General features: G+C 38.0%; 23 protein-coding genes. 9 read left to right on the forward strand and 14 right to left on the reverse strand.

Going from position 1 to position 25,498, the window contains the following annotated elements:
- Positions 1-22: 22 nt before the first annotated feature.
- The 5 genes from ACLCEG_RS15670 to ACLCEG_RS15690 all read right to left on the reverse strand — a co-directional run bounded on the left by ACLCEG_RS15670 (position 23) and on the right by ACLCEG_RS15690 (position 5,858).
- Positions 23-1,570 carry a hypothetical protein gene (locus tag ACLCEG_RS15670; protein WP_212511791.1) on the reverse strand — a complete coding sequence of 516 codons (1,548 nt, stop codon included), beginning with the start codon at positions 1,568-1,570 and terminating at the stop codon, positions 23-25.
- Positions 1,571-2,110: 540 nt separating this feature from the next.
- Positions 2,111-2,275 (reverse strand): hypothetical protein, encoded by a 165-nt coding sequence (locus ACLCEG_RS15675; RefSeq protein ID WP_004703129.1) that lies wholly within the window; start codon positions 2,273-2,275, stop codon positions 2,111-2,113.
- Positions 2,276-2,390: 115 nt separating this feature from the next.
- Positions 2,391-3,398, reverse strand: a complete 1,008-nt coding sequence (locus tag ACLCEG_RS15680; RefSeq protein ID WP_410568243.1) for an SUMF1/EgtB/PvdO family nonheme iron enzyme — start codon at positions 3,396-3,398, stop codon at positions 2,391-2,393.
- On the reverse strand, positions 3,395-5,071 hold the full coding sequence (locus ACLCEG_RS15685; protein WP_410568245.1) for an arylsulfatase: 1,677 nt from the start codon (positions 5,069-5,071) through the stop codon (positions 3,395-3,397). The genes ACLCEG_RS15680 and ACLCEG_RS15685 overlap by 4 nt, the downstream gene beginning before the upstream one ends.
- A gap of 169 nt (positions 5,072-5,240) precedes the next feature.
- Entirely contained in the window at positions 5,241-5,858 is a 618-nt protein-coding gene (locus ACLCEG_RS15690) for a rhomboid family intramembrane serine protease (RefSeq protein ID WP_019456839.1), read from the reverse strand.
- Between the two features lie 158 nt (positions 5,859-6,016).
- Here ACLCEG_RS15690 and nfuA point away from each other — a divergent pair, with 158 nt between their 5' ends.
- Complete coding sequence (gene nfuA / locus ACLCEG_RS15695) at positions 6,017-6,655, forward strand: Fe-S biogenesis protein NfuA (protein WP_004703125.1); 639 nt, start codon at positions 6,017-6,019, stop codon at positions 6,653-6,655.
- A gap of 166 nt (positions 6,656-6,821) precedes the next feature.
- The gene (locus ACLCEG_RS15700) at positions 6,822-9,077 is read left to right on the forward strand and encodes a TonB-dependent siderophore receptor (protein WP_410568247.1); all 2,256 of its coding nucleotides are present in this window, start codon (positions 6,822-6,824) and stop codon (positions 9,075-9,077) included.
- A 23-nt stretch (positions 9,078-9,100) separates the two neighbouring features.
- Here the strand turns inward: ACLCEG_RS15700 and ACLCEG_RS15705 are convergent, their stop codons facing one another.
- Both ACLCEG_RS15705 and ACLCEG_RS15710 read right to left on the reverse strand, forming a co-directional pair.
- Positions 9,101-10,108, reverse strand: coding sequence for a hypothetical protein (locus ACLCEG_RS15705; RefSeq protein WP_410568249.1), 1,008 nt, complete (start codon positions 10,106-10,108; stop codon positions 9,101-9,103).
- Between the two features lie 26 nt (positions 10,109-10,134).
- Positions 10,135-11,163, reverse strand: a complete 1,029-nt coding sequence (locus ACLCEG_RS15710; RefSeq protein WP_039253355.1) for an alpha/beta fold hydrolase — start codon at positions 11,161-11,163, stop codon at positions 10,135-10,137.
- Positions 11,164-11,447: 284 nt separating this feature from the next.
- Between ACLCEG_RS15710 and ACLCEG_RS15715 the strand changes: the two genes are divergently transcribed.
- Positions 11,448-12,062 (forward strand): carbonic anhydrase, encoded by a 615-nt coding sequence (locus tag ACLCEG_RS15715; RefSeq protein ID WP_019456843.1) that lies wholly within the window; start codon positions 11,448-11,450, stop codon positions 12,060-12,062.
- 32 nt (positions 12,063-12,094) lie between these two features.
- On the opposite strand, the gene ACLCEG_RS15720 is transcribed toward ACLCEG_RS15715, so the two are convergent.
- Complete coding sequence (locus ACLCEG_RS15720; protein ID WP_410568288.1) at positions 12,095-12,718, reverse strand: arylesterase; 624 nt, start codon at positions 12,716-12,718, stop codon at positions 12,095-12,097.
- Positions 12,719-12,762: 44 nt separating this feature from the next.
- Between ACLCEG_RS15720 and ACLCEG_RS15725 the strand changes: the two genes are divergently transcribed.
- Positions 12,763-13,455, forward strand: coding sequence for an ABC transporter ATP-binding protein (locus ACLCEG_RS15725; protein WP_410568251.1), 693 nt, complete (start codon positions 12,763-12,765; stop codon positions 13,453-13,455).
- A 3-nt stretch (positions 13,456-13,458) separates the two neighbouring features.
- Positions 13,459-15,918, forward strand: a complete 2,460-nt coding sequence (locus ACLCEG_RS15730) for an ABC transporter permease (RefSeq protein WP_410568253.1) — start codon at positions 13,459-13,461, stop codon at positions 15,916-15,918.
- A 1-nt stretch (position 15,919) separates the two neighbouring features.
- Here the strand turns inward: ACLCEG_RS15730 and ACLCEG_RS15735 are convergent, their stop codons facing one another.
- The gene (locus ACLCEG_RS15735; protein WP_004703112.1) at positions 15,920-16,729 is read right to left on the reverse strand and encodes a rhomboid family intramembrane serine protease; all 810 of its coding nucleotides are present in this window, start codon (positions 16,727-16,729) and stop codon (positions 15,920-15,922) included.
- A gap of 76 nt (positions 16,730-16,805) precedes the next feature.
- On the opposite strand from ACLCEG_RS15735, the gene mtgA reads away from it, so the two are divergent.
- The 3 genes from mtgA to ACLCEG_RS15750 all read left to right on the forward strand — a co-directional run bounded on the left by mtgA (position 16,806) and on the right by ACLCEG_RS15750 (position 20,495).
- Positions 16,806-17,483: a monofunctional biosynthetic peptidoglycan transglycosylase gene (mtgA, locus tag ACLCEG_RS15740; RefSeq protein WP_049065774.1), complete on the forward strand. Its 678-nt coding sequence runs from the start codon at positions 16,806-16,808 to the stop codon at positions 17,481-17,483.
- A 104-nt stretch (positions 17,484-17,587) separates the two neighbouring features.
- The gene (gene ppk1 / locus ACLCEG_RS15745; protein WP_019456848.1) at positions 17,588-19,666 is read left to right on the forward strand and encodes a polyphosphate kinase 1; all 2,079 of its coding nucleotides are present in this window, start codon (positions 17,588-17,590) and stop codon (positions 19,664-19,666) included.
- Between the two features lie 238 nt (positions 19,667-19,904).
- A complete protein-coding gene (locus ACLCEG_RS15750) occupies positions 19,905-20,495 on the forward strand; it encodes an SPOR domain-containing protein (protein WP_348885296.1) in 591 nt (196 codons plus the stop codon).
- A 29-nt stretch (positions 20,496-20,524) separates the two neighbouring features.
- Here ACLCEG_RS15750 and oxyR read toward each other — a convergent pair whose 3' ends face one another.
- The 4 genes from oxyR to rubA form a co-directional block, all read right to left on the reverse strand.
- Positions 20,525-21,433, reverse strand: coding sequence for a LysR family transcriptional regulator OxyR (gene oxyR, locus ACLCEG_RS15755; protein WP_004703104.1), 909 nt, complete (start codon positions 21,431-21,433; stop codon positions 20,525-20,527).
- 6 nt (positions 21,434-21,439) lie between these two features.
- A complete protein-coding gene (gene estB / locus ACLCEG_RS15760) occupies positions 21,440-22,384 on the reverse strand; it encodes an esterase EstB (RefSeq protein WP_004703103.1) in 945 nt (314 codons plus the stop codon).
- 52 nt (positions 22,385-22,436) lie between these two features.
- Positions 22,437-23,618, reverse strand: coding sequence for a rubredoxin reductase RubB (rubB, locus tag ACLCEG_RS15765; RefSeq protein ID WP_410568255.1), 1,182 nt, complete (start codon positions 23,616-23,618; stop codon positions 22,437-22,439).
- Positions 23,619-23,710: 92 nt separating this feature from the next.
- Positions 23,711-23,875, reverse strand: a complete 165-nt coding sequence (gene rubA, locus ACLCEG_RS15770; RefSeq protein WP_000760495.1) for a rubredoxin RubA — start codon at positions 23,873-23,875, stop codon at positions 23,711-23,713.
- Positions 23,876-24,317: 442 nt separating this feature from the next.
- On the opposite strand from rubA, the gene ACLCEG_RS15775 reads away from it, so the two are divergent.
- Positions 24,318-24,758, forward strand: coding sequence for an SRPBCC family protein (locus tag ACLCEG_RS15775; RefSeq protein ID WP_191012780.1), 441 nt, complete (start codon positions 24,318-24,320; stop codon positions 24,756-24,758).
- 22 nt (positions 24,759-24,780) lie between these two features.
- On the opposite strand, the gene ACLCEG_RS15780 is transcribed toward ACLCEG_RS15775, so the two are convergent.
- Entirely contained in the window at positions 24,781-25,269 is a 489-nt protein-coding gene (locus ACLCEG_RS15780; RefSeq protein WP_004703099.1) for a YqiA/YcfP family alpha/beta fold hydrolase, read from the reverse strand.
- Between the last annotated feature and the right edge of the window lie 229 nt (positions 25,270-25,498).

The raw sequence follows: 25,498 nt of genomic DNA on the forward strand, positions 1-25,498 counted from the left end.
GAAAATTGGGCTTTTAATTTCATTATTTTTTAGAGAGTTTTTTAAAGGGAAGTTTCTCTGCTGCAAAACCGTAAATAGCAGCAAAAGGGAGAGCGGTACGGGCTAAATAAGCCACACGCCATAGACCACCGTGATTGGCACCTTCCATCATTAATTCTAGAGGATGATCAAGTACAGTTTCAGGGTTTGCTACAGAGGACTCACTTCTTAAGTCATGAATCCATAGCGCTGCCATAATCGCATTGGTTGTTTCTGGGCTGAATGCTTCAACATCAAAAAGTTCAGCACCATTAAATGCTGCTTTAAGTAATGGGTTTTTGGTCACCGAGTGAGTTGTGGTAGATGGAGCAATATTAATACTTACACGTTGGCCTTGATGACGAGCAAGTGTTGCACGCCATTGTTGAATGCGTTTTGCCAAAGCATAGTTTGGTCCTTGTTCAACTACTAAGCAGTCTGCAATACCATAAGTTTTACCATTCTCACTGGTAATTAAATCTTGATAAGGCGCTTGGAAAAAACGTTTAAGTGAAAGAGCAGAAACTCCTTTCGCAGCCATTTTCTGTAGTTGTGAACGCGATTTAAATTTCTCTTGAGCTGCTTCTGCAACTTCTTGAGGCACTGCGTAAACATCGGTTGGAGTACACATGAACATTAAGCTGGTATCTGATTTATGTTCACTCACATATTGCATAATGCTATCCATTGCCATTGAAACACGGACATGTTTTTCACCGTCTAAATACGCAATAGCAGCTAAATCTAACTTTTGTGGAAATTGAACTAACCACTGTGCAATTTCTGGAAGTTGAGTCAGTAAATTGGCACCTAATTTATCTCTTAACTCGGATGCTTTTGCTGACGAGTCAACTGATTCAATCGTAGGTGCAATAAGCGTTGCATTTCCATTTTTAATCGTATTTAAGATTTTGCCCCACACTCGTGAATTTGGTAAGTCTATTGCAATAATATTAGCTTTCCATTTTGCCAGCCAAGGTAAGGGACCCGCTTCTGATGCTGCACCAAACAACACCATAGTACGATCTGATAAATCAAACCATTCAGGATGTGCGATAGCTTCACGCAATGCGTTTGCATGGCTTGGTTCAATAATTCCTGCATTTTCCCATTTTTGAATTTGGTCAAGGAGACTTTGTCCACTGAGTTTCTGACCTTTATATGGAACATACCATTCCGGTGCCGATTCACTTTCGCCTTTGAACTTTACTGTATTTAAAGGTGCAGACGCAGGAATGCGAAGAGCATCTTTTAAAAGGTAATGTTTGCCATCTCTAAAAAAATCAAAAAGATGATGTGCCTTATGTAACCCTTGTTTTGCAATGGTGATTGGATTGTTGCTATTAGAAAGTCCATGCTGAACAAGCGATTTAAAGTATGTTGGATAATTTTTCCGCCAGTTTTTTTCAGTCAAAATCTGTTGAGCAGTTTTATTATCTACAATAGATAAAGCTTCTGACAAAATCTCTTGGCCTGTGCGAGAAGTACTTTGCTTTTTTGTTGAAGCGTGTATTGGAAATTGTAGACCTTCTACTTGACTCTGACTGGACATAAAATATCTCACTTGTACGGTATCATTAATATACAGGTGTATACATTATCTATGCCAACGTAAAGAAACGAGTGGCAATAACTGACAAAATGAAAATTAAATTTTTTTTGTGATAGAGGTGGTTTGAGTGAATTTTTATGATAATTCGATCTCATTTTTACCTCATTTTTTTTCACATTTTTAGAACATTTTTATGGACTTACGTTACATAAATGATTATTTTGTATAGAGCAAAGTCATCAGGTCTAAACTGAAGATAAAATGTTCAAAATGTATCAATAAAAAAGATACGATGATGATTAAAAAACTAGACTTTTTTATTAAACGATAAGACTAGTGAAACGGAATAAGAAAGAATTGGGGTGAAACTAGATGGAAGACAACGTAAGATTGTCTTTTAAAAATCTTGGGGATATGGTGATTTTTTTGCACCATAATTTTCTAGTTTCGCCCCATCTAATTTTGGGTGAAACCCTTCACGTGAGCTGTAAGTCATCTTGCTAAAGGGCAAGGTCAATTCGTTACAGTCTATCTAAACCTTTAGCAACGACCTTTCTTAGCTTGTCCTGGTGGGCAAAAATCACCTGGATGATTGTGATAAGGCGAATCCGGATCGACCACAACACTGCCAGCTGGGGTATAAACTGCACAAGCAGATAGTGATAGTGTGAAAATTGCTGCTGCACAAACTAGTAATACTTTCATATTGTTCTCACTTTTTATCATTCTCCCTTTTACTATTTACTATAAAAATTATTAGATCGTTTTTCGATCTACTTTTGGTTGAGAAATATCAATACTACAAAATAGTTTTAACTTGTTAAGGTGTACGTAAAATTGTTCGAAAACCGACGTGGGTAGCTGCTAAATCAAAATCTTGAGGGTAACGGCTACTGTTGCGATAACGTGAACAATAATTTTCAGCACACAAAAATGAGCCTCCTTTAATGACATATTGGGTACTGCTCATTTCTTTTTGTCTTAAATCAGAATAATTACCCATATGCTGATCATGTGCGCCTTGGTAGGGAGAGGATGTCCATTCCCAAACATTTCCAATCATATCGAATAGTTTAAAGCCATTAGGTTTAAAACAGCCAACAGGAGCAATACCAGTAAAATGATCTTGATTCAAATTTTCAAAAGGAAATGCACCTTGCCAGTAATTTGCTTGGGGATGCTGATGTTCATCAGTAGGTGCTTGGTGTAAAGGCGTGTCGGTCTGTGAGTTCGCTTTAGCGGCGTACTCCCATTCAAGTTCTGTGGGTAAATCGTGTCCTAGCCAAACTGCATAATGCTCAGCATCATTTTTTGTCACGTAGCGTACAGGTTCATGAGGGTTGGGAAGTGCGCCATTTTGGCCATTTGGCATTTTCCAGGTATATCCAGATTTGAGTTGCCACCATTGCTGTGGGTGATGAGGGTCTGGTGAAAAAACAGCAGCCTGCTTTTGTGTTTCAGCATCGGTAATATAACCCGTGGCTTTTACAAAACTTGAGAACTGAGCGACAGTAACTTCAGTTTGATCAATCCAGAAACCTTTAACTTCGCGCTGTTTTTTCCCAAAGTTAAGCTCATCTGGATAAGCTTTTTCAGAGCCAAAATTAAAATGTCCATCTGGAATGAACACCATTCCAGCCGTTGTATTTTTACGCCAACCTGCAGGAAGGCCTGTATAGCTTTTACACTGTTCAATAGAACCCAAAGCAGCCGATGGGGGGGCTTGCTTTGGTAAAACTGTTTTTGTGTCAGAGCTATGTTCAGACTTACTACAGCCTGTGATGAATAACAGGCTGATTGTAGTGCTTAAAACCAGTTTCAATTTCATTTGGCGTTATATTCCTGTACGCCATTTTGTTCAGTGTATTTTTGATAAACCGAGAGCAACTCTTGTACTTTTGCTGGGTAAAGCTGCGCAACATTGTGATTTTCACCACGATCAGTGGCAATGTTATAGAGCTCCCAAGTACTCGTGCCTAATTCAGGGCGACCTTGAAGCGCAATTTTCCATTCGCCTTGTTTGGCATATTTACTGCCATGGAGTTCATCGGCAAAGCTGAAATTTGCTGGACGGATGGTTTGTGATTTATTTTCAAGTACAGATTTCCAAGAATAACCGCTCGGTGTATTAATGGTTCGACCTTTATATTGGCCCTGAGGGACTTGAATATGGGCATAATCTAATAAGGTTGGAAAAACGTCGAGTACAGATGCAAAGCTATGATTGGTTGCTTCTGCTTTTTTCTGATTTGGTAATTTCACAATAGCAGGTGCAGTCGTTGCACCTTCGCCAGCCGTATCTTTCCATAAGTGGAAAGGTGCCGCACTGACCTCGGCCCAACGTGGTCCAATATAGTGGTATGAAGTAGGCGTACCTACGTTTGTTACAGAGTTATCAAAACCAGATTCACTACCATATCCACCACGAATAAAACCTTCTGCGCCATTGTCAGAAACAAAGAAAATTAAAGTATTTTCATAAAGATTATTTTGTTTTAGATATTGGATAATTCGGCCCACGTTGGCATCAAGATTTTCTACCATACCTGCGTAGATTTCCATTTTACGTGCTTCAAGTGCTTTCTGTTCAGCCGTTAACTCATCCCATTTTCCATATTTCTGTGGTGCATTTTGTGTTGCAATTGGTTCTGCTGCTTCAAAGTTTGTCGGAATAATTCCAAGCTGTTTTTGGCGAGCTATACGTGCTTTACGAATAGCATCGTAGCCAACATCATAAACGCCACGATATTTGTCACGGTATTCTGCTGGAGCTTGTATAGGCCAGTGAGGTGCAGTATAGGCAGCATAAGCAAAGAATGGTTTACCGCTATTTTTACCTGATTCTAAATAGCTCAGTAATTTGTCGGTAAAATAGTTGGTTGAGAAGAAGTCATCAGGTAATGCTGAAACAGGAATAATTTGACCATCTTCTGTATAAGTCGAGTTGCGTTTAAAGGCACTTGGAGCTTGTTTAAAGTGATGATCTAGACCTTGTAATAAGGTAAATGAATGATCAAAACCTTTTGCATGTGCATTTGTTTCCGGAGTTAGCCCTAAATGCCATTTACCGCTGATGTACGTGCGGTAACCATTATCTTTAAGTACTTGAGCGATAGATAGAGAACGTTCATTTAAATATCCCTCGTAGCCTGGTTGTCCTTTCAAATGTTCTGGTGTCAGTTCAGCCATTGCCCCAATACCAGCTAAATGGTGATCAGTACCAGAAATGAGTTGAGAGCGTGTTGGAGAACAGGTCGGGGCAGTATGATAATCCGTTAAAAGGCGACCTTCTTGAGCCAAACTATCAATATTAGGGGTGTGAATTTCACCACCAAAAGCCCCTAAATCTGAATAGCCTAAGTCGTCAGCCATAATGAACAGAATATTGGGTTGCTTTGATGTAGTTGCTGCAGTTTCTTGTGAATTATTATCGTTACAGCCAGCTAAAGATAAGCTAAATAATGCAATTGAAAGACTAGATAAAAGAGCTTTGTACTTCATTGTATCATCTGAATTATTAAAAGAATTATGCACGAGTTTAATCAGATGGTTTTTGCAATCAAAACAAGGAATTGATCAAAGAAAAGCAGAAAAATGTCTGAGCATTTATGCTCATAAATAAATGAGAAAAAAAGAAAAGCCCATTTAGGGCTTTTCAGAAATATTCAGTTTAAAATGGCAAACGAGTAAGTTGATCTAGGAAATGCGGAATCACTCTTGGTTCAATCAAGATTGTTACAATTACGCCGTAAGCCGCACCCCATAAATGGGCACTATGGTTAATATGAGTATTGCCACGTTTGCCTGCCCAAATGCTATAAGCGACATATAAAACCGCAAAAATAATCGCTGGTACAGGAATAAAAAATACAAAAATTAGCTTCCATGGCTGAAACAGAATATAAGCAAATAGAACAGCAGATACCGCTCCTGAAGCTCCAAGACTTGCCCAGTTTGCATCATTTTTATGTTGTAGATAGCTTGGTAAAATCGCAAAAATTAAACCGCCTAAATAGAACAACACAAAGCCCATGTCATAAAAATATTGGCGATAAAAACTCTCAATAATACTGCCAAAGAAAAACAGGGTAATCATGTTGAACAGTAAATGTGTCCCATCTGCATGAATAAAGCCATGTGTAATGAAGCGATCAAATTGTCCACGTTGCATTGCAGGTGGCCAGAAGATCAGACGATTCATAACATTTTGATTGCTAAAAGCAAGTAAAGAGACGACGACCGTAATAATAATAAGGGTAATGGTATGGTTAAAGGGCAAATTCAACATAAGAAATATTTAAAAAATGATCAATACTGGGGTCAATAATGCCATTAAAAATACAACTTGAAACCCTGTTGTGTATAAATCCGACAAATTTAGTTGATTTTTTTTAAATCCACCTCATCTTCGGTTAATATAAAGGCATCAGCTTGAGGAATATTGTTATGTCGACTGAGAACACCAACACTGCTGTTGCAGAAGAAATTCCGAACCTTTTGATTACACCATCTGCACAAGAGTATTTGCACGAATTATTGGCGAAGCAAAATACTCCGGGAATTGGCGTTCGAATTTTTGTTGAACATCCGGGTACACCACGTGCAGAGTGCTGTATGGCATATAGCGCACCAGAAGAAGTGGTACCAACGGACTATAAACAGGACTATCCTGATTTTCCTGCATACATTGATGCACCGTCTATTCCATATCTTTTAGACGCTGTAATTGATTACAACAAAGACCGTTTCGGTGGTCAGTTAACTTTCCGTGCACCAAATTCAAAAGTGCCACGTGTAGGACCAGATGCTTCAATTGAAGAACGTATTACTTATATTCTTCAAGCAGAAATTAACCCAGGTCTTGCAGGGCATGGCGGTAACTGTAGTTTGGTAGAAGTACAAGACGACCCAGAACATGGTTTAACTGCTGTATTAAAATTTGGTGGTGGTTGCCAAGGTTGTTCTGCAATTGATGTGACTTTAAAACAAGGTGTAGAAACAACCTTAAAAGAAAACATTCCTGAGCTTCAACGTGTGGTTGACCAAACAGACCATACACAAGCTGAAGGTGCTTACTTCAAATAAAATTATTTGAAGAGTGAAATAAAAAAGCCTCTATATGAGGTTTTTTTATTATTCAATATAAATAATGATAATTATTATCAATATCATTTGTAATTTTATTTGTATTTGTTACAATGCGAAACTGAAAATGAGAGATGTTTAATAAATCAATATATTGGGAATACTTATGTCGAAGCGTATTATCCAGTCAGTGCTTTCTGTTTCAGTACTGGCAAGTATGATGTCTATGACTTATGCTGCACAAAGCGAGCAAGAACAAGCATTAGAAAAGCCTGCTGAACCTGTGAAATTGGAAACAATTTTTGTAACAGCTGAAGAGCAGGTGAAGCAATCGCTCGGTGTGTCGGTGATTACCAAAGAAGATTTAGAAAAGCTGCCTGTTCGTAATGATATTTCTGACTATGTACGTCGTATGCCGGGTGTCAATTTAACTGGTAATAGCGCAACAGGGCAGCGTGGTAATAACAGACAAATTGATATTCGTGGAATGGGGCCTGAAAACACACTTATTTTAGTGGACGGTAAACCAATTAACTCTCGTAACTCAGTCCGTTATGGCTGGAAAGGAGAGCGTGATACACGCGGTGACTCAAACTGGGTACCAGCAGAAGCAATCGAGTCGATCGAAGTTTTACGTGGACCAGCAGCAGCTCGTTATGGCTCTGGTGCTGCGGGTGGTGTAGTTAACATCATTACTAAAAAAGTGACGAATGAAACCCATGGTTCGGTAGAGTTTTATACTTCACAACCTGAAGACTCTAAAGAAGGTGCATCAAATCGTGTTGGCTTTAACGTAAGTGGGCCATTGATTAAAGACGTTTTGTCTTATCGTTTATATGGTAATTACAATAAAACAGAAGCTGACGACGTCGATATTAATAAATCAATAGGCAGTACAGCAGCTGGCCGTGAAGGCGTTAGAAATAAAGATATTTCAGGCCGTTTAGCTTGGCAGGCAACAGATCAGCAAACTGTCTTACTCGATGTTTCTTCTAGCAAACAAGGCAATATTTATTCTGGTGATTCTCAGTTAAATGCAAATGCTCAAGCGGATGCGATTCTTTCGCAGCTCATCGGTAAAGAAACCAATACTATGTACCGTGATAGCTATGCATTAACGCATGAAGGGGATTGGTCTTGGGGTAAAAGTAAGCTCGTTGCTCAATATGATAAAACTCACAATAAGCGCCTTCCTGAAGGTTTGGGCGGTAGCACAGAAGGAAAAATTAATAATCTGGATGACAAAGCCACTTCACGCTTAGAAACGCTTCGATTAAATGGTGAAGCCAATATTCCTTTTGAATATTATGTACCACATGTATTAACAGTAGGTACTGAATGGGTTGAAGACAGATTTAAAGATAATATTTCGACAAATCAGGGTACAGACAGTAGTGGTTCGGGTTATGGCGATCAATTAGCTAAAGGCAATCGCAGTAAAATGGAATCACGTATTGCTTCTGCATATATCGAAGATAACCTAAAATTTACAGATAGCACTGATGTGGTATTAGGTTTACGTTTCGATGATCACAGCAAATCAGGTTCTAATTGGAGCCCAAGCTTAAACGTTACTCAAAGACTCAATGATTATTTCACTTTAAAAGGTGGGGTAGCAAAAGCCTATAAAGCACCGAATATGTATCAAAATGCTGAAGGGTATTTGTTAAGTACAAATGGTAATGGTTGCCCAGCTAATATTGATTCACGTTGTTTATTACAGGGTAATGGTGACCTAAAACCCGAGACTTCCGTAAACAAAGAGCTTGGTATTCAGTTCCAAAAGGATATCGTGAATGCGAGCTTAACTTGGTTCCGCAATGACTATAAAGATAAAATTGTAGCTGGTACAAATGTTGTTGGAACAGTAGATGGTTCAAGCACCAATGTAAATACTGGCGCTGTGACCGATACCAAGTGGAATATCTTACGTTGGGAAAATACGCCTAAAGCATTAATTCAAGGTTTTGAGGGAAGCTTGGGATTAGACTTCGGTGATATCCGCTGGACTAACAACTTTACTTATATGATGGACTCGAAAGATAAACAGACAGGGAACCCATTATCTTTAGTACCAAACTATACGATTAACTCAATTTTTGATTATGACATTACAGATCAGTTAGATGTGAATTTTGTGTTCACTCAATATGGCCGTCAAAAATCACGCCAGTTTGCCGAGAATAGACTCGAATCGGGGATTGGCTCAGGTGGAGCAAATTCTGCACTTAAGCCAAGTACTGTAAAAAGCTATAGTATTGCTGGAATTAACGTCGGTTATAAATTTTCAGATAATATAAGTACACGCGTTGGTGTAAGTAATCTATTTGATAAACAAATTTTAAGAGATAGTAACTCAATTAGCCAAACTTACAACGAGCCAGGTCGAGCTTATTATGCATCTTTAAAATATTCTTTCTAAACAAGACTTATGGCAAAGGCGCTTCAGGCGCCTTTGTTATTTAAAATATCTAATGCTTTTTCAGAGTAATAAAACTTTTCTAAGTACACACGGGCACGGCGTCTTAAATGTCCTGTTGTAACGATGTGCTGTAATACGGGTACAAGTAACTGAGTAAGTTCATGTTGTACTAGGCTTTCTTCAATATTTAGGTCTCGCAGTAACAAGTCAAAATTACGTTCTTGGTTACGCGCGTACCACGTATAAATACCATCATGGACTTGTTGTTTTAGATAATCAGTTTGACGAATATGGTCCCAAATTTCATGCCCTAAACCAACCGTTTTGGTTAAATCTTCAGTTTCTATATAATTTTTTAAAACAGAAAGTGGCATCGTTTTAACTTTATGCCAAATATTAGCTTGAAAGTGATAAAGCTTATCATTGTCAAAATGTTGGTTTAAAACACGTTCACTCATTTGGCTGAGTTTTAAAATATTCTTTTGCAAATAATGGTTAATCGTGTCATCGAGATTAGAATCGGTCACGGTTTCTAATACCGATTTGCCCATTTTCATAAAACGACCTACACCTGGTACGCGTTTTGACATTGATTCATCTAGATAGTCATGCATGGTTTGCTGAATCAGTTGTGTGAGTAGGGCCGAAAAAGCAGGGTTATTTACGATCGTTTTAATGAGTTTTTTACGATGCTGTTCTTTACTTGCAACATACTGTGCAATTCGGTCAATGGTTAAGACAGGAATAACATCTTCAACCGTTGCTGTGTCATTTGCAGGATGAATGAGTGCAAAGCGAATATGCTCTGCAATCTGTTCAATTAGAAAATCAGAAGCGGGTGTATCTAAAATTTGCTTTTGAATAAGATGTTGAATCTGTTCAAAAGTCCACAATTGTTGTAACTGCCGGCTACCCAACCAATGATAAAACTGCTCAAACTCTTGTTGGATGACTTGAGTCTGAGCAAATTGCTCATCTAAAAAATCTAGATGAGCTTCAATAAGTTTTTCAATGATTGGTTGGGTAGACATAAGGTCTCACAAGTCCGAAGTTTTATTTAATGAGAAGTCGTTTTTGACGCTTGATTTGTTTCTACTTTAAGTAAAAACGGTACATATTGTTGAATAACCAACTGCTCAGCCTCCAAAATTGGCATATGGCCTACGTTTTCTAAAATGACAGGAGGTTGTGCATTTTTTAAGAGACTTTTGAGCTCACTCGCCACTTCTACATTAATAATTTTATCTTGTTTGCCCCATAAAATGAGTGTGGGTGCATCAATGGTTTTGGTAAGCACTGCAAATGAGTCTGGAGTATAGACTTTATTAAGAGCAATCAGTTGATCAACTAGTTTTTGTGTTTGTGGTGCCTGATTAATCATCAGTTTTTCCTGAGCTTGTAAGAACTCTTTAGGAATAAACGGAGGATTAAACATGGTTTGTTTTAACAAATAGTTAAAGTCACCTTTTTTAGAGACTAAAAGTTGTTTTAGATAGGTAGGATCTTTGAGATAAATTGTGTTGGCAGAACGGAAAATACCGCCGCTATCAACTAAGAATAGACTCTTAGTTTCAAATGGATATTGTCCAGCATACAGCAAGGCTATGGAACCGCCCAGTGAGTGTCCTGCAATATGGATTGGGCCCTTCAAATTTTCAGCTTCAACAAACCGACGTAATTTTTCAGCTAAGTTGGGAACAGAATAATCGAAATCTTGAGCAACGATTGTTTCGCCACTCCCCGGTAAATCAGGAATAATGACATGATAATTTGTAGTTAAGTAATGTGCTACTCGGTTCCAGTTATCTCGACTACCACCTAACCCATGAATGAGCAGTAAAGTTGGCTTCGTGCTAGAACCACCTTCACTATATGACCAAGTGATATCACCAACTTTTAATTTTTTGCTTTGCAGTCCAGCCCAGCTACGTTCTTGCTGTAATACGGTCTGAAAGTTGATATCAATATTATCGGCTGCCTGTGCTTGAGAAATACTCATCACTGAAAATAAGCTACAAGAAGCTATAGTCAATACAGTAGCAGTTTTTTTCATGGAGGCTTTAATTGATGCAGACAGCCTAGTCATAGTTTTCATCCTTGAAGCTTAAACGAGTTTGAAAAATTATTGAAAAACTTTGCCAATGAGTCATTTGCCAAACGTTTGGAATGAAGAAAATTATAGTCAATCTAGGAACTAAAGTATGTCTATTTTTTCACTAAACAGTAGGGAATTGAGCAGTAATAGCTGATTAAAATCGATTAGGCATTTTTAAATTTTTTCATAACAAAGGATTTATTTTTTGTCAGTGACATTCAAATTTTGACACATTAAAATAATTTCTAACCTTGAAAAAACAATGGAAATATAAAATGCCTACTGCGCAAGAAGTTTTAGATCGTCTGAAAGCTGGTAATCAACGATTTGTAAATGGAAATACTTCCCTTGCAAAAACCTTATCGCACCATGAACGTGCTGAAATGGCAAAGGATCAAAATCCGTTTGCGATTGTATTAGGTTGTTCAGATTCTCGTGTACCAGCAGAAATGGTATTCGATCAAGGTCTTGGTGACTTATTCGTAATTCGTGTTGCTGGTAATGTGGTTGCTCCTTCACAAGTTGGTAGCGTCGAGTTTGCAGCAGAGCGTTATGACTGTCCCGTTGTAATTGTATTGGGACACAGTCATTGTGGCGCGATTCAAGCAACAATTGATACGTTGATGAATCCTGATCATCCACCGTCATCTAACTTAATGTCAATTGTGAACCGTGTTCGTCCATCAGTTGAAATTTTAATGCAAACTGACTTAAAGAATGATTTGAAAAAACTTTCTTGTCATGCAGTGCGTTCAAACGTTTTTGCTTCTGTAAATCAATTACGTCATGGTTCTGCTGTATTAGAGAGCCTAATAGCAAAAGGCGAGTTGATTGTTGTTGGTGCTGAATATTCGTTAGAAACTGGAGAAGTTACTTTTTTTGACTTCTGAGCAGATTGAAAAAATTTAAAACTAAAAGGTGCCTATAGGGCACCTTTTATGTATGGATAAGCCAAATTAAGTAATTTTGTTTGTGCTTGAGCATTTGGATGAATCAAGTCATTTTGCATTAGTTGTTTTTGACCAGCGACGCCATCAAGGAAAAACGGTAGCAGTTTCACCTGATATTTTTGACTTACAGTTTTATAGCTATTCTCGAATGCTTTGCTATAAGCAGTTCCATAATTTGGCGGAATTTTCATACCAAAAAGAATAACCTGCGCTTTTTGTTTTTGGCTTAATTGAACAAGCTGAGATAGATTTTGTTGAATCATTTGTGGGGGTTGCCCACGTAAACCATCATTGCCGCCTAACTCAATAACAACAACCTCTGGTTTATAAGTTTGTAAAAGTTTAGGTAATCTTGCTAAAGCGCCACTTGTAGTTTCACCACTCATGCTTGCATTGACCACCTTATGTTGTTTGGGATACTGTTGGTCTAAGCGTTTTTGTAGTAATTGTACCCAACCTTGTTTAGGGTCTATTCCATAACCGGCACTAATACTATCTCCTAAAATTAAAATAGTCTTTGCCGAGACCAACATGGGCAACATGCTCAATGAAATGAGTAAGAGGCTTTTAGAACCAAACAAATAAGATTTATACATTTGTGTTTCAACTCGAATACTAAACATATAGGACTGTCCACATCATGCCACAACCTATTATTGCTGCCCATAAAGTTACACAAACTATTCAGATTAACCAAAATCAGTTTACGATTTTAAAAAATATTGATTTAGAAATTTATGAAGGGGAGCAGGTAGCAATTACAGGACGTTCTGGTTCGGGAAAATCAACCTTACTGGGTATTTTAGCGACTTTAGATCAGCCGTCTGAAGGTGAGGTGTGGCTATGTGGACAGGCGGTTCATCAGTTAACAGAAGAGCAGCGCGCTCAAATTCGAATGCAGCATATCGGTTTTGTATTTCAGTCTTTCCAACTTTTACCGCAGTTAAGTGCACTTGAAAATGTGATGTTACCACTTCGGTTGCGTAAAGATTTTGATTATAAAGTTGCTGAACAAAAAGCCTTAGATTGGTTGCATCGAGTAGGCTTAAGCCGACAGGCAGAGCAAACCCCTAAAGTCTTATCTGGAGGAGAGCAGCAACGTGTGGCAATTGCTCGGGCTCTCATTGCAGAACCACAAATTATTTTTGCGGATGAACCTACCGGAAACTTAGATGGTCAGACGGCACAAGAAATTGAAAGTTTGCTCTTTGATTTAAATAAAGAGCTCGGTACAACGCTTATTTTGGTCACACATGACCGTAACTTGGCAGCGCTTTGTCAACGTCATGTTGAGTTAGATGACGGCCGACTAAAGACAGTACAGGGTGGTTAAATTATGCGTAATCTTCTAAAGCCGCTCTTCCTACAAAGTTTTCGTACGGGTGGATTATATCTGCTGATTATTGCTCTATCGCTTGCGATTAGTGCGACCACAGCCCTGAAATTTAGTAATGACCAAGTGAAGAATGCAGTCAGTCTGCAAGCCTCGCAAATGCTGGGTGCAGATTTAGTTCTGTCGAATAACGAACCTTTAGACACTAAATGGCAGAAAAAAGCAGAGCAGCTTGGTTTAAGGCAGACTCATGTGACCATGTTTAGTTCTATGGCACATACTCAAAATCAGTTTGTCATGGTCAATGTCAAAGCAATAGAGCCGGCGTTTCCGTTAAGAGGACAGCTTGAGATTGCACCTATTGCACAGAGTATTCAACCCGGCCAACTGTGGTTAAGTCAAAGAGCAGCCGATTTACTTAAAGTTAAACTAGGCGATACGGTTTCTATTGCAGATGCCGAATTTCGTTTTAGTGGTGTCATTGTACGTGATTCGAATCAGGAACTCGGCTTTTCAGGTTTTTCGCCTACCGTTATTATTCATCAAGCCGATATAGCTAAAACGCATGCAATTCAAACTGGCAGTAGAATCGATTATCGACTGTTAATGTCTGGTCCACCTGATCAGGTACAAAACTTTAGCAAGCAATTTAAACAGCAACATAAACCCGTAAATGATCAGGAAGAAAACGCAGGTTTACGTTTACGCGATGCCAGTGAGTCAAATGGTAGATTATTACGCCCACTAGAAAACCTTGATACTTTCTTACAACTTGCCAATATTTTAACGATTTTATTGTGTGGTATTGCGATTGCTTTAACGAGTCAACGTTACGTTCAGCAAAACCAAGATCATATTGCTTTAATACGTTGTTTAGGGGCCAGTAAATTTCAAATTTTATGGGCCTATATTGGGTTGCTTTTCTTAGTCAGCGCAATTTCAATTCTGATTGGTAGCCTACTCGGAATAATGATGGGTTATGGGTTACTTGAGCTTATGTTGCAGCTCATTCCACAACTAGAGTTAAGTTTCTCGGTAGTCGGTTTCTTAATTGGCCCCTTACCAATTGCTATTTTTACGAGTGTAATTGTGCTACTTGGATTTATTTTGCCAAGTATCTGGGAGTTGTTAAATACACCTCCAATTCGAGTTATTCGAGAGCAGGCTAAATCTCGAAAATCACTATTTTTTATGTTCTTTGCGGGTATTAACAGTCTTGTTATTTTTAGCTTAGTTTTAAGTGAAAACTTGATGCTCAGTATTATGGTGCTAGCTGCAATTATCGTTCTGTGTGTTTTGTTGTACACTGCTGTTTGGGTTTTGCTTCGTAGCTTAAAGAAGATGAAAACCCGTTTATCTTTTTATATTCGTTCATCATCGCAAAGTGCCTTACAAATTACAGCACTGGCTTTGGGTTTAAGCCTTATTACCGTGCTAAGCGTACTCAGGACAGATTTATTAGAGCGTTGGCAACAGCAGTTACCAGAAGGCACACCAAACCAGTTTGTTTATGGCCTACCACCATTTGATTTAAAAGCTTTTGAGCAACAATTAAAACAAAATGGTTGGCAAAGTACTCCTCTGTATCCAAATATTCGTGGGCGATTACTTGCCAAGAATGATGTTCCTTTTTCTGAAGATGCAATCAAGCAAAATAATTCTTTACGCCGTGAATTAAATTTAACTCAGTCAAACATTTTGCCAAATGATAATCTCATTACAAAAGGACAAGCCACTTTTAATGGTATAGGACAAGTTTCAGTCGAGGCAAAAACTGCTGAAAGTTTAGGTATTCAGATTGGGGATAAGCTGACTTTTAGCATGCCAGACGGTACTTTGCAGGCAAAAGTTGTGAATTTTAGAAGTGTTGAATGGGAAAGTTTTAGTCCAAATTTCTTCTTTATTTTTTCGCCCAAAACTTTAGATGAAAATGCGGGTAGCTACTTGGGTAGCTTTTATGTGCCTAAACAAGATCAGCCTAAAATGATTAATATTATTCAGCAATTTTCAAATACAGTTTTTATTGATGTTGACCGTATTTTGGATGAAGTAAAGCGTTTAATGAATGTATTAGTCAAAATCGTGACTGTACTTGCGGCTTTAGTTGGCTTTTCTGGAATACTCGTTTTAATTGCTTGTCTAAACCTGTTAATGGATGAGCGCCGTCGAGAGGTTGCTTTATTACGTTCATTTGGTTTGTCTAAAAATAAAATGAAGCAAATGCTGAGTTTAGAAATTGGATTTTTAGGGCTATTAGCAGGCATTGTTGCCTGCTGTTTTGCCGAAGTAATTAGTGCGATAGCAAGTTATAAAATGAATATGGCTATACAGTGGCATATTGAAATATGGTTGATTTTACCACTTGCTATGATGTTGCTTTGTGCTCTCATTGGTCGATATAGACTTGGTTATCTTTGTAATTTACCGCCACTACAAAGTTTGCGAGAGCTGAACCAGATTTAAGTTAAGGCAGTATTTCTGGGTTCTGAATTAAAATTTCATGCCAAAGTGGAAGTAATGGTGAGTTCAGTTGATTACAGTAAATATAGAAGCCGACTGTTAATAAGAGTCCTCCCATTAGACCCAAAAATTTTAAGGTCGTACTAAGTTTAGTACGGTAACTTAAATACCAAATCAGCGCGAGTAATGCACCCATAATCATACCGCCGACATGTGCAGCATTATTGATACCTGTGGCAACCAGACCGAATATAAGGTTAATCGCCATAATCATTAATAATGCTTTTTTATCGAGTATATAGGCTTGATGAGGTAGAGGAGGAAATAATGAAAGGACAGTTAAAGCCGCACCTAATCCCATCACAGCACCAGAGGCTCCGGCACTTACATGAGGGAGCAAGCTTTGGTCAAAATGTTGTAGTAATTCATGTCCATTTTGAATATTGATATAACTACTTAAAAGGCTACCAAACAGGCCAGCAAGCAAATATAGGCCGATAAAATATAAACGACCAAATAAAGCTTCAGCGACATTACCGAAAATATATAGGGCCCACATGTTAAGCATAAGGTGAATGATACCAAAGTGAAAAAACATGCTGGTAAATAAACGTTCGGGCTGTCCAGAAAAAGTAAGTGGTGTAAAATCTGCACCCCAGTGAAGAGCATCTTTTATGGCTGGGTCGCTAATGTCGACTCCAGATATAATTTGCCAGATGAACAAACCTACATTGATTGAGATCAGTAGGGCCGTCAGCCACCATGCTTGTACATTGAGTTTACGATTAATGTGCGGAGGCTGAGATTGAGTCATGCTATGCTTTTGTTATATATGAACATGCTTTACAGCTTAACATGAAAAAAGTTGAATACAGGAGATTGGGACGAACATGAAAGCTTTTATTGTTCGCGTGTTGTTAATTTTTATTGGTCTAATTCTCCTAATTCAGCTTTGGATTTTCTCAAGTTTAGTTTGGTGGCGTACTCATGAAGTTGATACTACCATGTTCATGCGAATTGATTATTGGTCAGATACATCTCGGCCGATCATTCATGAATGGCTCGACTATGATGATATAAGCGATAATTTCAAACATGCAATTTTAGCCGGTGAAGATGCAAAGTTTATCCACCATCATGGCTTTGACTGGGATGGTATTCGTTTTGCGCTAGAGCGTAATAACGAAGAGGGCGAAGTGGTTGCGGGTGGTTCCACTGTGTCTCAACAACTTGCAAAGAACTTGTTCTTATACAATAAGCGATCATTTATTCGCAAAGGCCAAGAAACAGTGGCGACATGGATGATGGAGCGTATGTGGTCAAAACGTCGAATTCTTGAGGTCTATATGAACTCTGTTGAATTTGGCAAACATTTATATGGTGTTGAAGCTGCTGCTCAATATTATTATGGTAAAAGTGCTAAAAACCTAACACGCGAACAAGCTGCTTTTTTAGCCGCATTATTACCAGATCCAAAATATTATCAAGATCATCGTAATGACCATAAACTACAATATCGAAAACGCGTTATTTTACGTTATATGAATAGCACCCAGATTCCTGAATAACTCTGTCTTAAAGATGTGTTATTTTTTTAGTTTTTATCAAATTGACATAATTTTACAGCATACTATTTTGCAGAGATTTTGGTTGGAAAGAGATTAAGTTAGACATGAATACAGCGATTACAGCAACGACCCCAACAGAATATAGTTATAACGACCGTTATATTAATCGTGAATTGTCTATTCTTGACTTTCATTTGCGTGTATTGGAACAGGCAGTCGACCCTTTACATCCATTACTTGAACGAATGAATTTCTTGCTTATTTTTTCACGTAATTTAGATGAGTTTTTTGAAATTCGTGTAGCTGGTGTCATGGAGCAATATGCTTTAGGCAATGAAAGTCGAAGTCCAGATGGTTTAACACCTAGACAAGTCTTACAAAAAATCTCTGAGACTGCTCATGCGGCAATTGAACGTCAATATCGTATTTTAAATGAAGAAATCTTGCCTAAACTCCGTGAAGAAGATATTTGCTTCTTACGTCGTGGGGAGTTAACACCAGCTCAATCAGCTTGGGTTAAAAAATATTTTCAGGAACAAGTTGCGCCTGTTCTAACACCAATTAGTCTAGATCCAGCTCATCCATTCCCGCGTTTAGTCAATAAAAGCTTGAACTTTATTGTGACCTTAGAAGGTAAAGATGCGTTTGGTCGTCAAATTGACTTAGCGGTTGTACCAGCACCACGCTCATTACCTCGGGTTGTACGATTACCAGATGAGTTGACAGGCGGTAAAGAGCATCATGTCATGCTGTCTGCCATTATTCATGAGCATGTATCAGACTTGTTCCCAGGCATGACTGCAACGGGTTGTTACCAATTCCGTGTTACCCGTAATGCCGATTTGGCGCTCAATGAGGACGTTGAAGATTTAGCAAAAGCTTTAAAAGGTGAGTTAAGTTCACGCCGATTTGGTCGTGCAGTTCGCTTAGAAGTGACTCATAACTGTCCACAGCATATTTATGAATATTTATTGGAAGAATTCGATTTAACCGATGAGCAACTATACAAAGTTGATGGTCCTGTAAACTTGGCTCGTCTGGTTTCAAACTTTAAACGTCCTCATTTGCGTTATGACTCACATACACCGGTCGTACCAAAAGTATTTAAAAAGACTGAGAGTATTTTCTCGGCTATGCAAAAGCAGGATATTTTGCTTCATCATCCATTTGAATCTTTTGCTCCAGTTATTCAGTTACTCCGCGAAGCAGCACGTGATCCACAAGTACTTGCAATTAAACAAACGCTTTACCGTAGTGGTGTTGATTCGGAAATTGTACAAGTCTTGGCCGAAGCTGCACGTAATGGAAAAGAAGTAACGGCAGTTATTGAGTTACGTGCCCGTTTTGATGAAGAATCAAACATTGAAGTGGCAAATGTGCTTCAAGAAGCAGGAGCGGTAGTCGTTTATGGCATTGTGGGTTATAAAACGCATGCCAAAATGATTATGGTAGTACGCCGTGAAAATAATAAATTGGTACGTTATGTTCATTTAGGAACAGGTAACTACCATGCCATGAATGCCCGTATTTATACCGATTATGGTCTTATGACGACCGATAAAGACTTATGTGAAGACGTACATCGTATCTTCCAAGAGTTAACAGGTATGGGCAAAATGGCAAAACTGAAAAAGTTGCTCCATGCACCTTTTACTTTGCATGCTCAGCTCATCAACTTTATTGATGAAGAAATTGCCAATGCTAAGGCTGGTCGTAAAGCTCAAATTATTGTGAAAGTAAATGCTTTAACTGAAGTTCAGTTAATTAATAAATTGTATGAAGCTTCTCAAGCAGGGGTGCAGGTAGATCTGATTATTCGTTCGATTTGTTGCTTACGTCCAGGATTACCGAATTTATCGGAAAACATTCGAGTACGTTCAATCGTAGGGCGCTTCCTTGAGCATACGCGTGTTTATTACTTTAGTAATAACGGCGATGCACGTATTTACTGTTCAAGTGCAGACTGGATGGATCGTAACCTATTTAATCGTGTTGAAGCATGTTTCCCAATTGAAGACCCAGCATTGAAGAAACGAATTTATCAACAAGGTCTTCTTAATTATTTGCAAGATAATCAGCAAGCTTGGTTATTACAAGGTGATGGTACTTGGGTTCGTGCCCAACCTGCTGAAGGTGAAAAACTGCATAATGCTCAAAGAGAATTATTAGAAACATTTAAATAAAACTTAATATTAGAAAACCGACTTTATGTCGGTTTTTTTAATTATATGAAATTCAAGGTATTTTAGTCTGAATACTTAAATGGTTGCAAGATATACAATAATAATTTGAATTAACGCAAGATGTTTAAAAAATATGTGATTCTTTGCATAAAACTTTGAATATTAAAAATATACAAATCACGAGAAATCTACTTTAATACGCCGCATTAAATATACTTAACTTTGGTAAGTGAATAATATGCAATGCTTTATTAAAAGTTTATTTATTAGAATATTTTTAGGGGTAATGCCAGTGACTGCCTATGCAGATCAAAAGTGCTATGGAGATATTATTGTATTTCATAAATATGATGATCAAATGATATATCCCTATTTTGTACAGCCGCCTAGGGAAAAAAATAAGAAGAATGAAACACAAAATAAAGCGATGACGATTCAAAAAAGAAAAACGACTCAAGATGAGCAGTTAACACAAAAGAAGGCCGAAGAGACTCAATCAAAAAAAATAGAAGAAAAGAAAACTCTTGAGAATAAAAAACAGCTTGATGCAGCAGTGGCTAAAGAAATTTTAGAAAATGGTGAAAAAAAATGGATGGTACAAGTCGCATTAGCACCTAATCAAAATAAAGCAAATATGCTCCAGTCACAATTGCACGCCAAAGGATATAAGGTTGTGACTAGTCCAACCACAAAAGGAATACGGGTCATGATAGATCCAGCCAATGATTATGCGATTGCACAAATCATTCGAGAAAAAATCATTTCAGATGAGAATTTAGATTTGAAATCAGCTTGGGTTTTCAAATGGGCATCTTTAACAGCGCAGTAAAAGAAAAAGGAGTCCGAAGACTCCTTTTTTTATTCATGTAAATTTGTTGTGATTTTCTGCATGATTTGCAGGAGTACATCAAATTCGCTTTGTAGTGGTGTACTTTTACGTGTAACGAGTGCCAGAGTACGACTTGGTGCATCTTCAATTGGTTTTGCAGTAATCTGATCATTAAACTTGATCATACTATTTTCAATTGCGATTTCTGGTAAAAGCGTAAAACCTAAATTAGAAGACACCATCTCAACTAAGGTAGGTAATGAACTTGCTTTTAAACGGTTATCGTTTTTACGCTCACCAATTGGACACGCACTTAATACGTGGTCACGTAAGCAATGGCCTTCTTCAAGTAAAATCAGTCGTGACAAATCGAGGTCATCTAGAGAGTTTGCTTGAAGCGCATTTGTATCTTGTTTACTGCAAACGAGATACAAATTTTCTTTTGAAATTTCAGCTACTTTTAGACTTCTTGTGTCAAAAGGTAGTGCAAGAACGATCATGTCCAAATTACCATGCTCTAATCGCTCTACAATTTTCTCGCTTTGAGCTTCATGTAAATGCAACTGAATTTTTGGTAATTGGTGATGCACTTCATCAAGTAACCGTGTCAGGATAAAAGGTGCAATGGTTGGAATAACACCCAAATGAAGATCACCAGTTAATGGTTCACTCATTTCACGGCTTAAACGCATTAAATCCTGAGCATCTGCTAGCAATACACGGGCTCGAGCAACGACTTGCTCACCTAATGGCGTTAAACGCACATTCTGACGGTCACGTTCAACCAGAACGCCACCTAGTAGCCTTTCTAGCTCCATAATGCCGCCCGATAAAGTCGATTGGGTAACAAAAGAGCGACGTGCTGCTTCAGTAAAATGCAAAGTTTCCGACAACGTAACTAAATATGATAGCTGTCTTAGTGAGGGTAATGCAGCCATAGTGTCCTAGTATGATGATTTAAAATGATGCGCAAATAAACCGCTAAGCTGTGGAATAAAATGGGCAGGGATATCATGCCCCATTCCATCAATTAATTCAAACTTAGCACCGGAAATTGCTTTTGCTACAGCCTTACCGTGGCTCGGTGGAAGTAAGCGATCACGAGAGCCATGTAAGACTATTGTGGGTTGCTTAATTTCACGGTCCAGTTGCAGTAAGGAACCTGTACATAATATTGCTAAAAACTGTTGAAGTACACCAGCAGGATAATAGCTACGTTGATAAAGTTTTCGTGCGGTTTGAACGGCTTCAATATGGTTAATATAACCAGGAGAACCAATTAACTGGAATAATTTTAAGCTGTGATTAACAATCCCTTCTTCATCACGTGATTCTGGTTTGCCAATCAAACTTAAAAGTTGTTTAGGAAACGGTGGGGGTAAAAAGGGTTGATTGTTACTTGTAAACATCAAACCTAACTTTTCTACTTTTTCTGGATATTTTGCAGCAAGAATTTGGGCAATCATACCGCCCATTGATGCACCGACTACATGAGTCTTACTTACGCCTAAACGGTCAAGAAGCATCGATACGTCGTCAGCCATATCATACAATGTATAAGGTGCGCCCTGATTACTTAACCCTAAAGCAAAACGTCCCATCAACTTCATGGTATTTAAACGTTTACCCTGATGACGAACTTTTGAAGAAAGGCCAATATCACGGTTATCAAAACGAATAACACGAAAACCTTGATCAATGAGCGATTTACAGAAAAAGTCCGGCCAAAATAGCATTTGAGCACCTAAGCCCATAATCAGCAAAATGGTCGGGTGTTCTGGTTTTCCACCTACTTCTACATGCAATTCAATACCGTTGCCTAAGTTGACTTTGGTTTCCTGCATAAAAGGAGTGTAGGGTGAAATACTAAATTGTAAGGCGCTATTCATGTTATTCATACCTTAAAGGAATACTCTTTAGCGAGTATTCCTAATTTAAACTTTATGCTTGGGCAGGAATAAGATCTGGAACAAGCTTAGTTAAAGTTAAACGTTGCTTGCCTGCTGTCGCACCTAACAATACGAAACCACGTAATGTTCCGTCATTATCAAGTGCTTTGGCAAGCATACCATCGTCGAATTCTTCAGTTTCCCAATTTACATCGACATCAACTGGTGCCGGTAAAACTGTAAGTGGTGCAGCCGGAGTTTTTACCGCAACTGGCATTGCAGGATAATGTACATTTGTCTGTTGGCCGCTTAATGTTTTTGCTAGAGCACGCGCTTGCTGCATAATTGGCATTACATAAGGAAGCAGGGTACCGTTAACTTCTGCACAGTCACCAATTGCATAAATATCTGCTTGATTCGTTTCAAGTAAGCTATTGGTAATTACACCACGGCTGGTTTGAATATTTGCGCTTTGAGCAAGAGAAATATTTGGTTGTAGGCCAATTGCTGAAAGTACGATATCAGCAACTAAAGTTTGACCATTTGCTAATGTAACTGCGTAATCTTCACCGTTATCGATTTTACTTACTTTTTCAACGGTAGTGCCTAATGCAAATTTAACTCCAGCTTCTTCAAGATTTTCTTGGAATGCTGAAGCAATGTGTGACGGTAATAAACGACCCAATGGTTGAGGTGCTAAATCAATTACCGTTACATCATATTCACTATGAAGTAAGTCGTTGGCAAATTCACAACCGATTAAACCAGCACCCAAAATCACAACACGTTTATCTTTACGTTGAGCAAGGTTTTCGCGGAAGGTACGATAGTCAATTAGTGAGTTCACTACATGAATGTCATCACTGCCATCTCCTGCAATTGCAAGACGAATCGGGTTGGCACCAATAGCCAAAATTAATTTTGAATAGGGTTGTTGAGAAACAACACCATCTTTTTCCAGAACAAGCTCATGACGCTCAGCTAAAATTTCTTTCACCCATGTAAAAGGTTCAATACGCATATTGAGCTGTGCACTCATTTTTGCAGCATCACCTAACGGAATTTGTTCCGGAGCCTTTTTACCTGCAAAGGCATTAGATAACGTTGGTTTTGCATAGTTCACCGCATCATCCGCACAAATCATCACAAGTTCTTGCTCTGGGTTAAGCTTACGGAACTCACGTGCTAAGGTATAACCCGCCATGCCTGATCCGATAATGACGATTGGATGCATTTTTTTCTCCAGAATTAGAATTGTTCATTTAATACGGTGATTGGTAATATATAAAAAAGACCATGTAAATCATGGCCTTTTCATTTAAGACATTAGATTTCGATCATTTCAAAGTCAGCTTTTGAAACGCCACAATCAGGGCAAGTCCAATCATCAGGGATATCTTCCCATTTTGTTCCAGCTGCAATGCCGTCTTGTGGCCAACCTTCTGCTTCATCGTAAATCCATCCACAAACGATACATTGATATTTTTTCATGAGACTCTCCGCACTGATAAGTTTGCTCAAAGCTGCCTTTCAGTAAAACTATTCCATCTATTAATAATGTAACTACGATCCGTTCAATAATAACTAATGTAGCTTTGATCGGGTATCAAATTTTTACGCAGTTCTACATTTAAAGTAAAGCACATAAGGGAGTTTAATCATTCGTAAGCAAAGATGAATGGCATATCGAGACAAATAACTGGTTATTTAGGCAAAACTTCAACATAAATACATAATAAATCATATTTTTTTATTCACTTATTAATCTAATAAGGTTTTAAGTGATATGAAGGGTTACAAAAAGAACAAAGCATTTATATAAATAAAGTTCTTAAAAACATAAGCTGATTAATAAATAGACAGATAAATTGATGTTTATATAAAGCGATAAAGTTTGTTGAATACTTGAGTAACAGAGATAAGGAAGTTGAGTATGGAAATTCTAGTATATGAAGTAGAGATTAACGCGCCTATAGAAAAAGTATGGAACGTACTTTGGAATAGCGAGACATATAATGCATGGACGAAATTCTTTGCGCCGGATTCTTCAATGCGTACTGACTGGGAAATTGGTGGTAAAACATATTTTCTAGACGGAGAAGGAAATGGAATGGTTTCGACCATTGAAGAAATGAAAAAGCCTGAAGTGCTAATTTTTAAACATTTAGGAATGATTAAAGAGGGTAAGGAAGACTTAGAAAGTGAAGAGGTGAAGGGCTGGAGTGGTTCGCTAGAAAAATATTTTTTAAGCCAAAATGGGAATACTACAACTTTAAAAGTTGAATTGGCCACCTTACCTGAATATATCGGTATGTTAAAAAGTGGCTTTATTCAAGGTTTTGAAGTTGTAAAACATATTGCTGAAGGGAGCTAGTTCATCTTACTCAGTTCGTTGTTTAGGCAAAGTATTTTTTATGAATTTTAGAAATCAGATCATTGAGACGAGAAGGATAAGCAAGACGATGATGCCCTCCGTCATATGTTTCTACTGTCATATAAGGTGAAAGCTTTTCCTGTACTTGATACATATCAAGTTGCTCGTCTCCTAACTCTAAATAAGCCATTTTAGGATGAGAGTGATCAAGATCTTCATCACAAAGGTGAGGGTAATCATTACGAAAACTAGGATTAAGGCTTGGGTTAGCAACAATCACCGCTAATTTATGTTGAGCGGCTGTTTTCAATGCCCAGTAGCCGCCAAGACTATGTCCAACCAATAAGTCAGGTTTAATTGTTTCGATCGCTTGGTGATAAAAATCTTTAACTGAAGAGTAGCTTAGGTTTCGATAATCAACATCAATACAAAATTTTTCAGGATGCAAGATGGCATGGAACTTTGTTGATTCACGAGAAGAATCCAAGCCATGTAAAAATAGAATTTTCATTATTTACTACACAATCTCATGGATAAAATAAAAGGAAAAAAAGCCTTTTAATATCGAGGTCATTTGGATTTTTTTATATTTTACTTAAAGCAAAAAAAAATGATCTTAGCGATTGGTCTAAGTAATTTTCGTCATTGAATACTGATTTAGTGTGAGTGGTTTGACTTTTTTCATTTTTGTTTTGTTGAAATCTTTCGAAAAACTCCCGCAATCTGTTAAGCTATGCCAC

The sequence above is a fragment of the Acinetobacter sp. H1(2024) genome (assembly GCF_046557555.1).
Classification (GTDB): Bacteria; Pseudomonadota; Gammaproteobacteria; order Pseudomonadales; family Moraxellaceae; genus Acinetobacter; species Acinetobacter seifertii.

Coding starts and splice junctions, on each gene's coding strand:
- ACLCEG_RS15705 (WP_410568249.1), bottom strand. CDS start 10,108: ATGTCTACCCAACCAATCATTGAAAAACTTATTGAAGCTCATCTAGAT.
- ACLCEG_RS15710 (WP_039253355.1), bottom strand. CDS start 11,163: ATGACTAGGCTGTCTGCATCAATTAAAGCCTCCATGAAAAAAACTGCT.
- nfuA (WP_004703125.1), top strand. CDS start 6,017: ATGTCGACTGAGAACACCAACACTGCTGTTGCAGAAGAAATTCCGAAC.
- ACLCEG_RS15670 (WP_212511791.1), bottom strand. CDS start 1,570: ATGTCCAGTCAGAGTCAAGTAGAAGGTCTACAATTTCCAATACACGCT.
- ACLCEG_RS15715 (WP_019456843.1), top strand. CDS start 11,448: ATGCCTACTGCGCAAGAAGTTTTAGATCGTCTGAAAGCTGGTAATCAA.
- ACLCEG_RS15700 (WP_410568247.1), top strand. CDS start 6,822: ATGTCGAAGCGTATTATCCAGTCAGTGCTTTCTGTTTCAGTACTGGCA.
- ppk1 (WP_019456848.1), top strand. CDS start 17,588: ATGAATACAGCGATTACAGCAACGACCCCAACAGAATATAGTTATAAC.
- ACLCEG_RS15780 (WP_004703099.1), bottom strand. CDS start 25,269: ATGAAAATTCTATTTTTACATGGCTTGGATTCTTCTCGTGAATCAACA.
- rubB (WP_410568255.1), bottom strand. CDS start 23,618: ATGCATCCAATCGTCATTATCGGATCAGGCATGGCGGGTTATACCTTA.
- ACLCEG_RS15675 (WP_004703129.1), bottom strand. CDS start 2,275: ATGAAAGTATTACTAGTTTGTGCAGCAGCAATTTTCACACTATCACTA.
- oxyR (WP_004703104.1), bottom strand. CDS start 21,433: ATGGCTGCATTACCCTCACTAAGACAGCTATCATATTTAGTTACGTTG.
- ACLCEG_RS15690 (WP_019456839.1), bottom strand. CDS start 5,858: ATGTTGAATTTGCCCTTTAACCATACCATTACCCTTATTATTATTACG.
- estB (WP_004703103.1), bottom strand. CDS start 22,384: ATGAATAGCGCCTTACAATTTAGTATTTCACCCTACACTCCTTTTATG.
- rubA (WP_000760495.1), bottom strand. CDS start 23,875: ATGAAAAAATATCAATGTATCGTTTGTGGATGGATTTACGATGAAGCA.
- ACLCEG_RS15720 (WP_410568288.1), bottom strand. CDS start 12,718: ATGTATAAATCTTATTTGTTTGGTTCTAAAAGCCTCTTACTCATTTCA.
- ACLCEG_RS15730 (WP_410568253.1), top strand. CDS start 13,459: ATGCGTAATCTTCTAAAGCCGCTCTTCCTACAAAGTTTTCGTACGGGT.
- ACLCEG_RS15725 (WP_410568251.1), top strand. CDS start 12,763: ATGCCACAACCTATTATTGCTGCCCATAAAGTTACACAAACTATTCAG.
- ACLCEG_RS15775 (WP_191012780.1), top strand. CDS start 24,318: ATGGAAATTCTAGTATATGAAGTAGAGATTAACGCGCCTATAGAAAAA.
- mtgA (WP_049065774.1), top strand. CDS start 16,806: ATGAAAGCTTTTATTGTTCGCGTGTTGTTAATTTTTATTGGTCTAATT.
- ACLCEG_RS15735 (WP_004703112.1), bottom strand. CDS start 16,729: ATGACTCAATCTCAGCCTCCGCACATTAATCGTAAACTCAATGTACAA.
- ACLCEG_RS15680 (WP_410568243.1), bottom strand. CDS start 3,398: ATGAAATTGAAACTGGTTTTAAGCACTACAATCAGCCTGTTATTCATC.
- ACLCEG_RS15685 (WP_410568245.1), bottom strand. CDS start 5,071: ATGAAGTACAAAGCTCTTTTATCTAGTCTTTCAATTGCATTATTTAGC.
- ACLCEG_RS15750 (WP_348885296.1), top strand. CDS start 19,905: ATGCAATGCTTTATTAAAAGTTTATTTATTAGAATATTTTTAGGGGTA.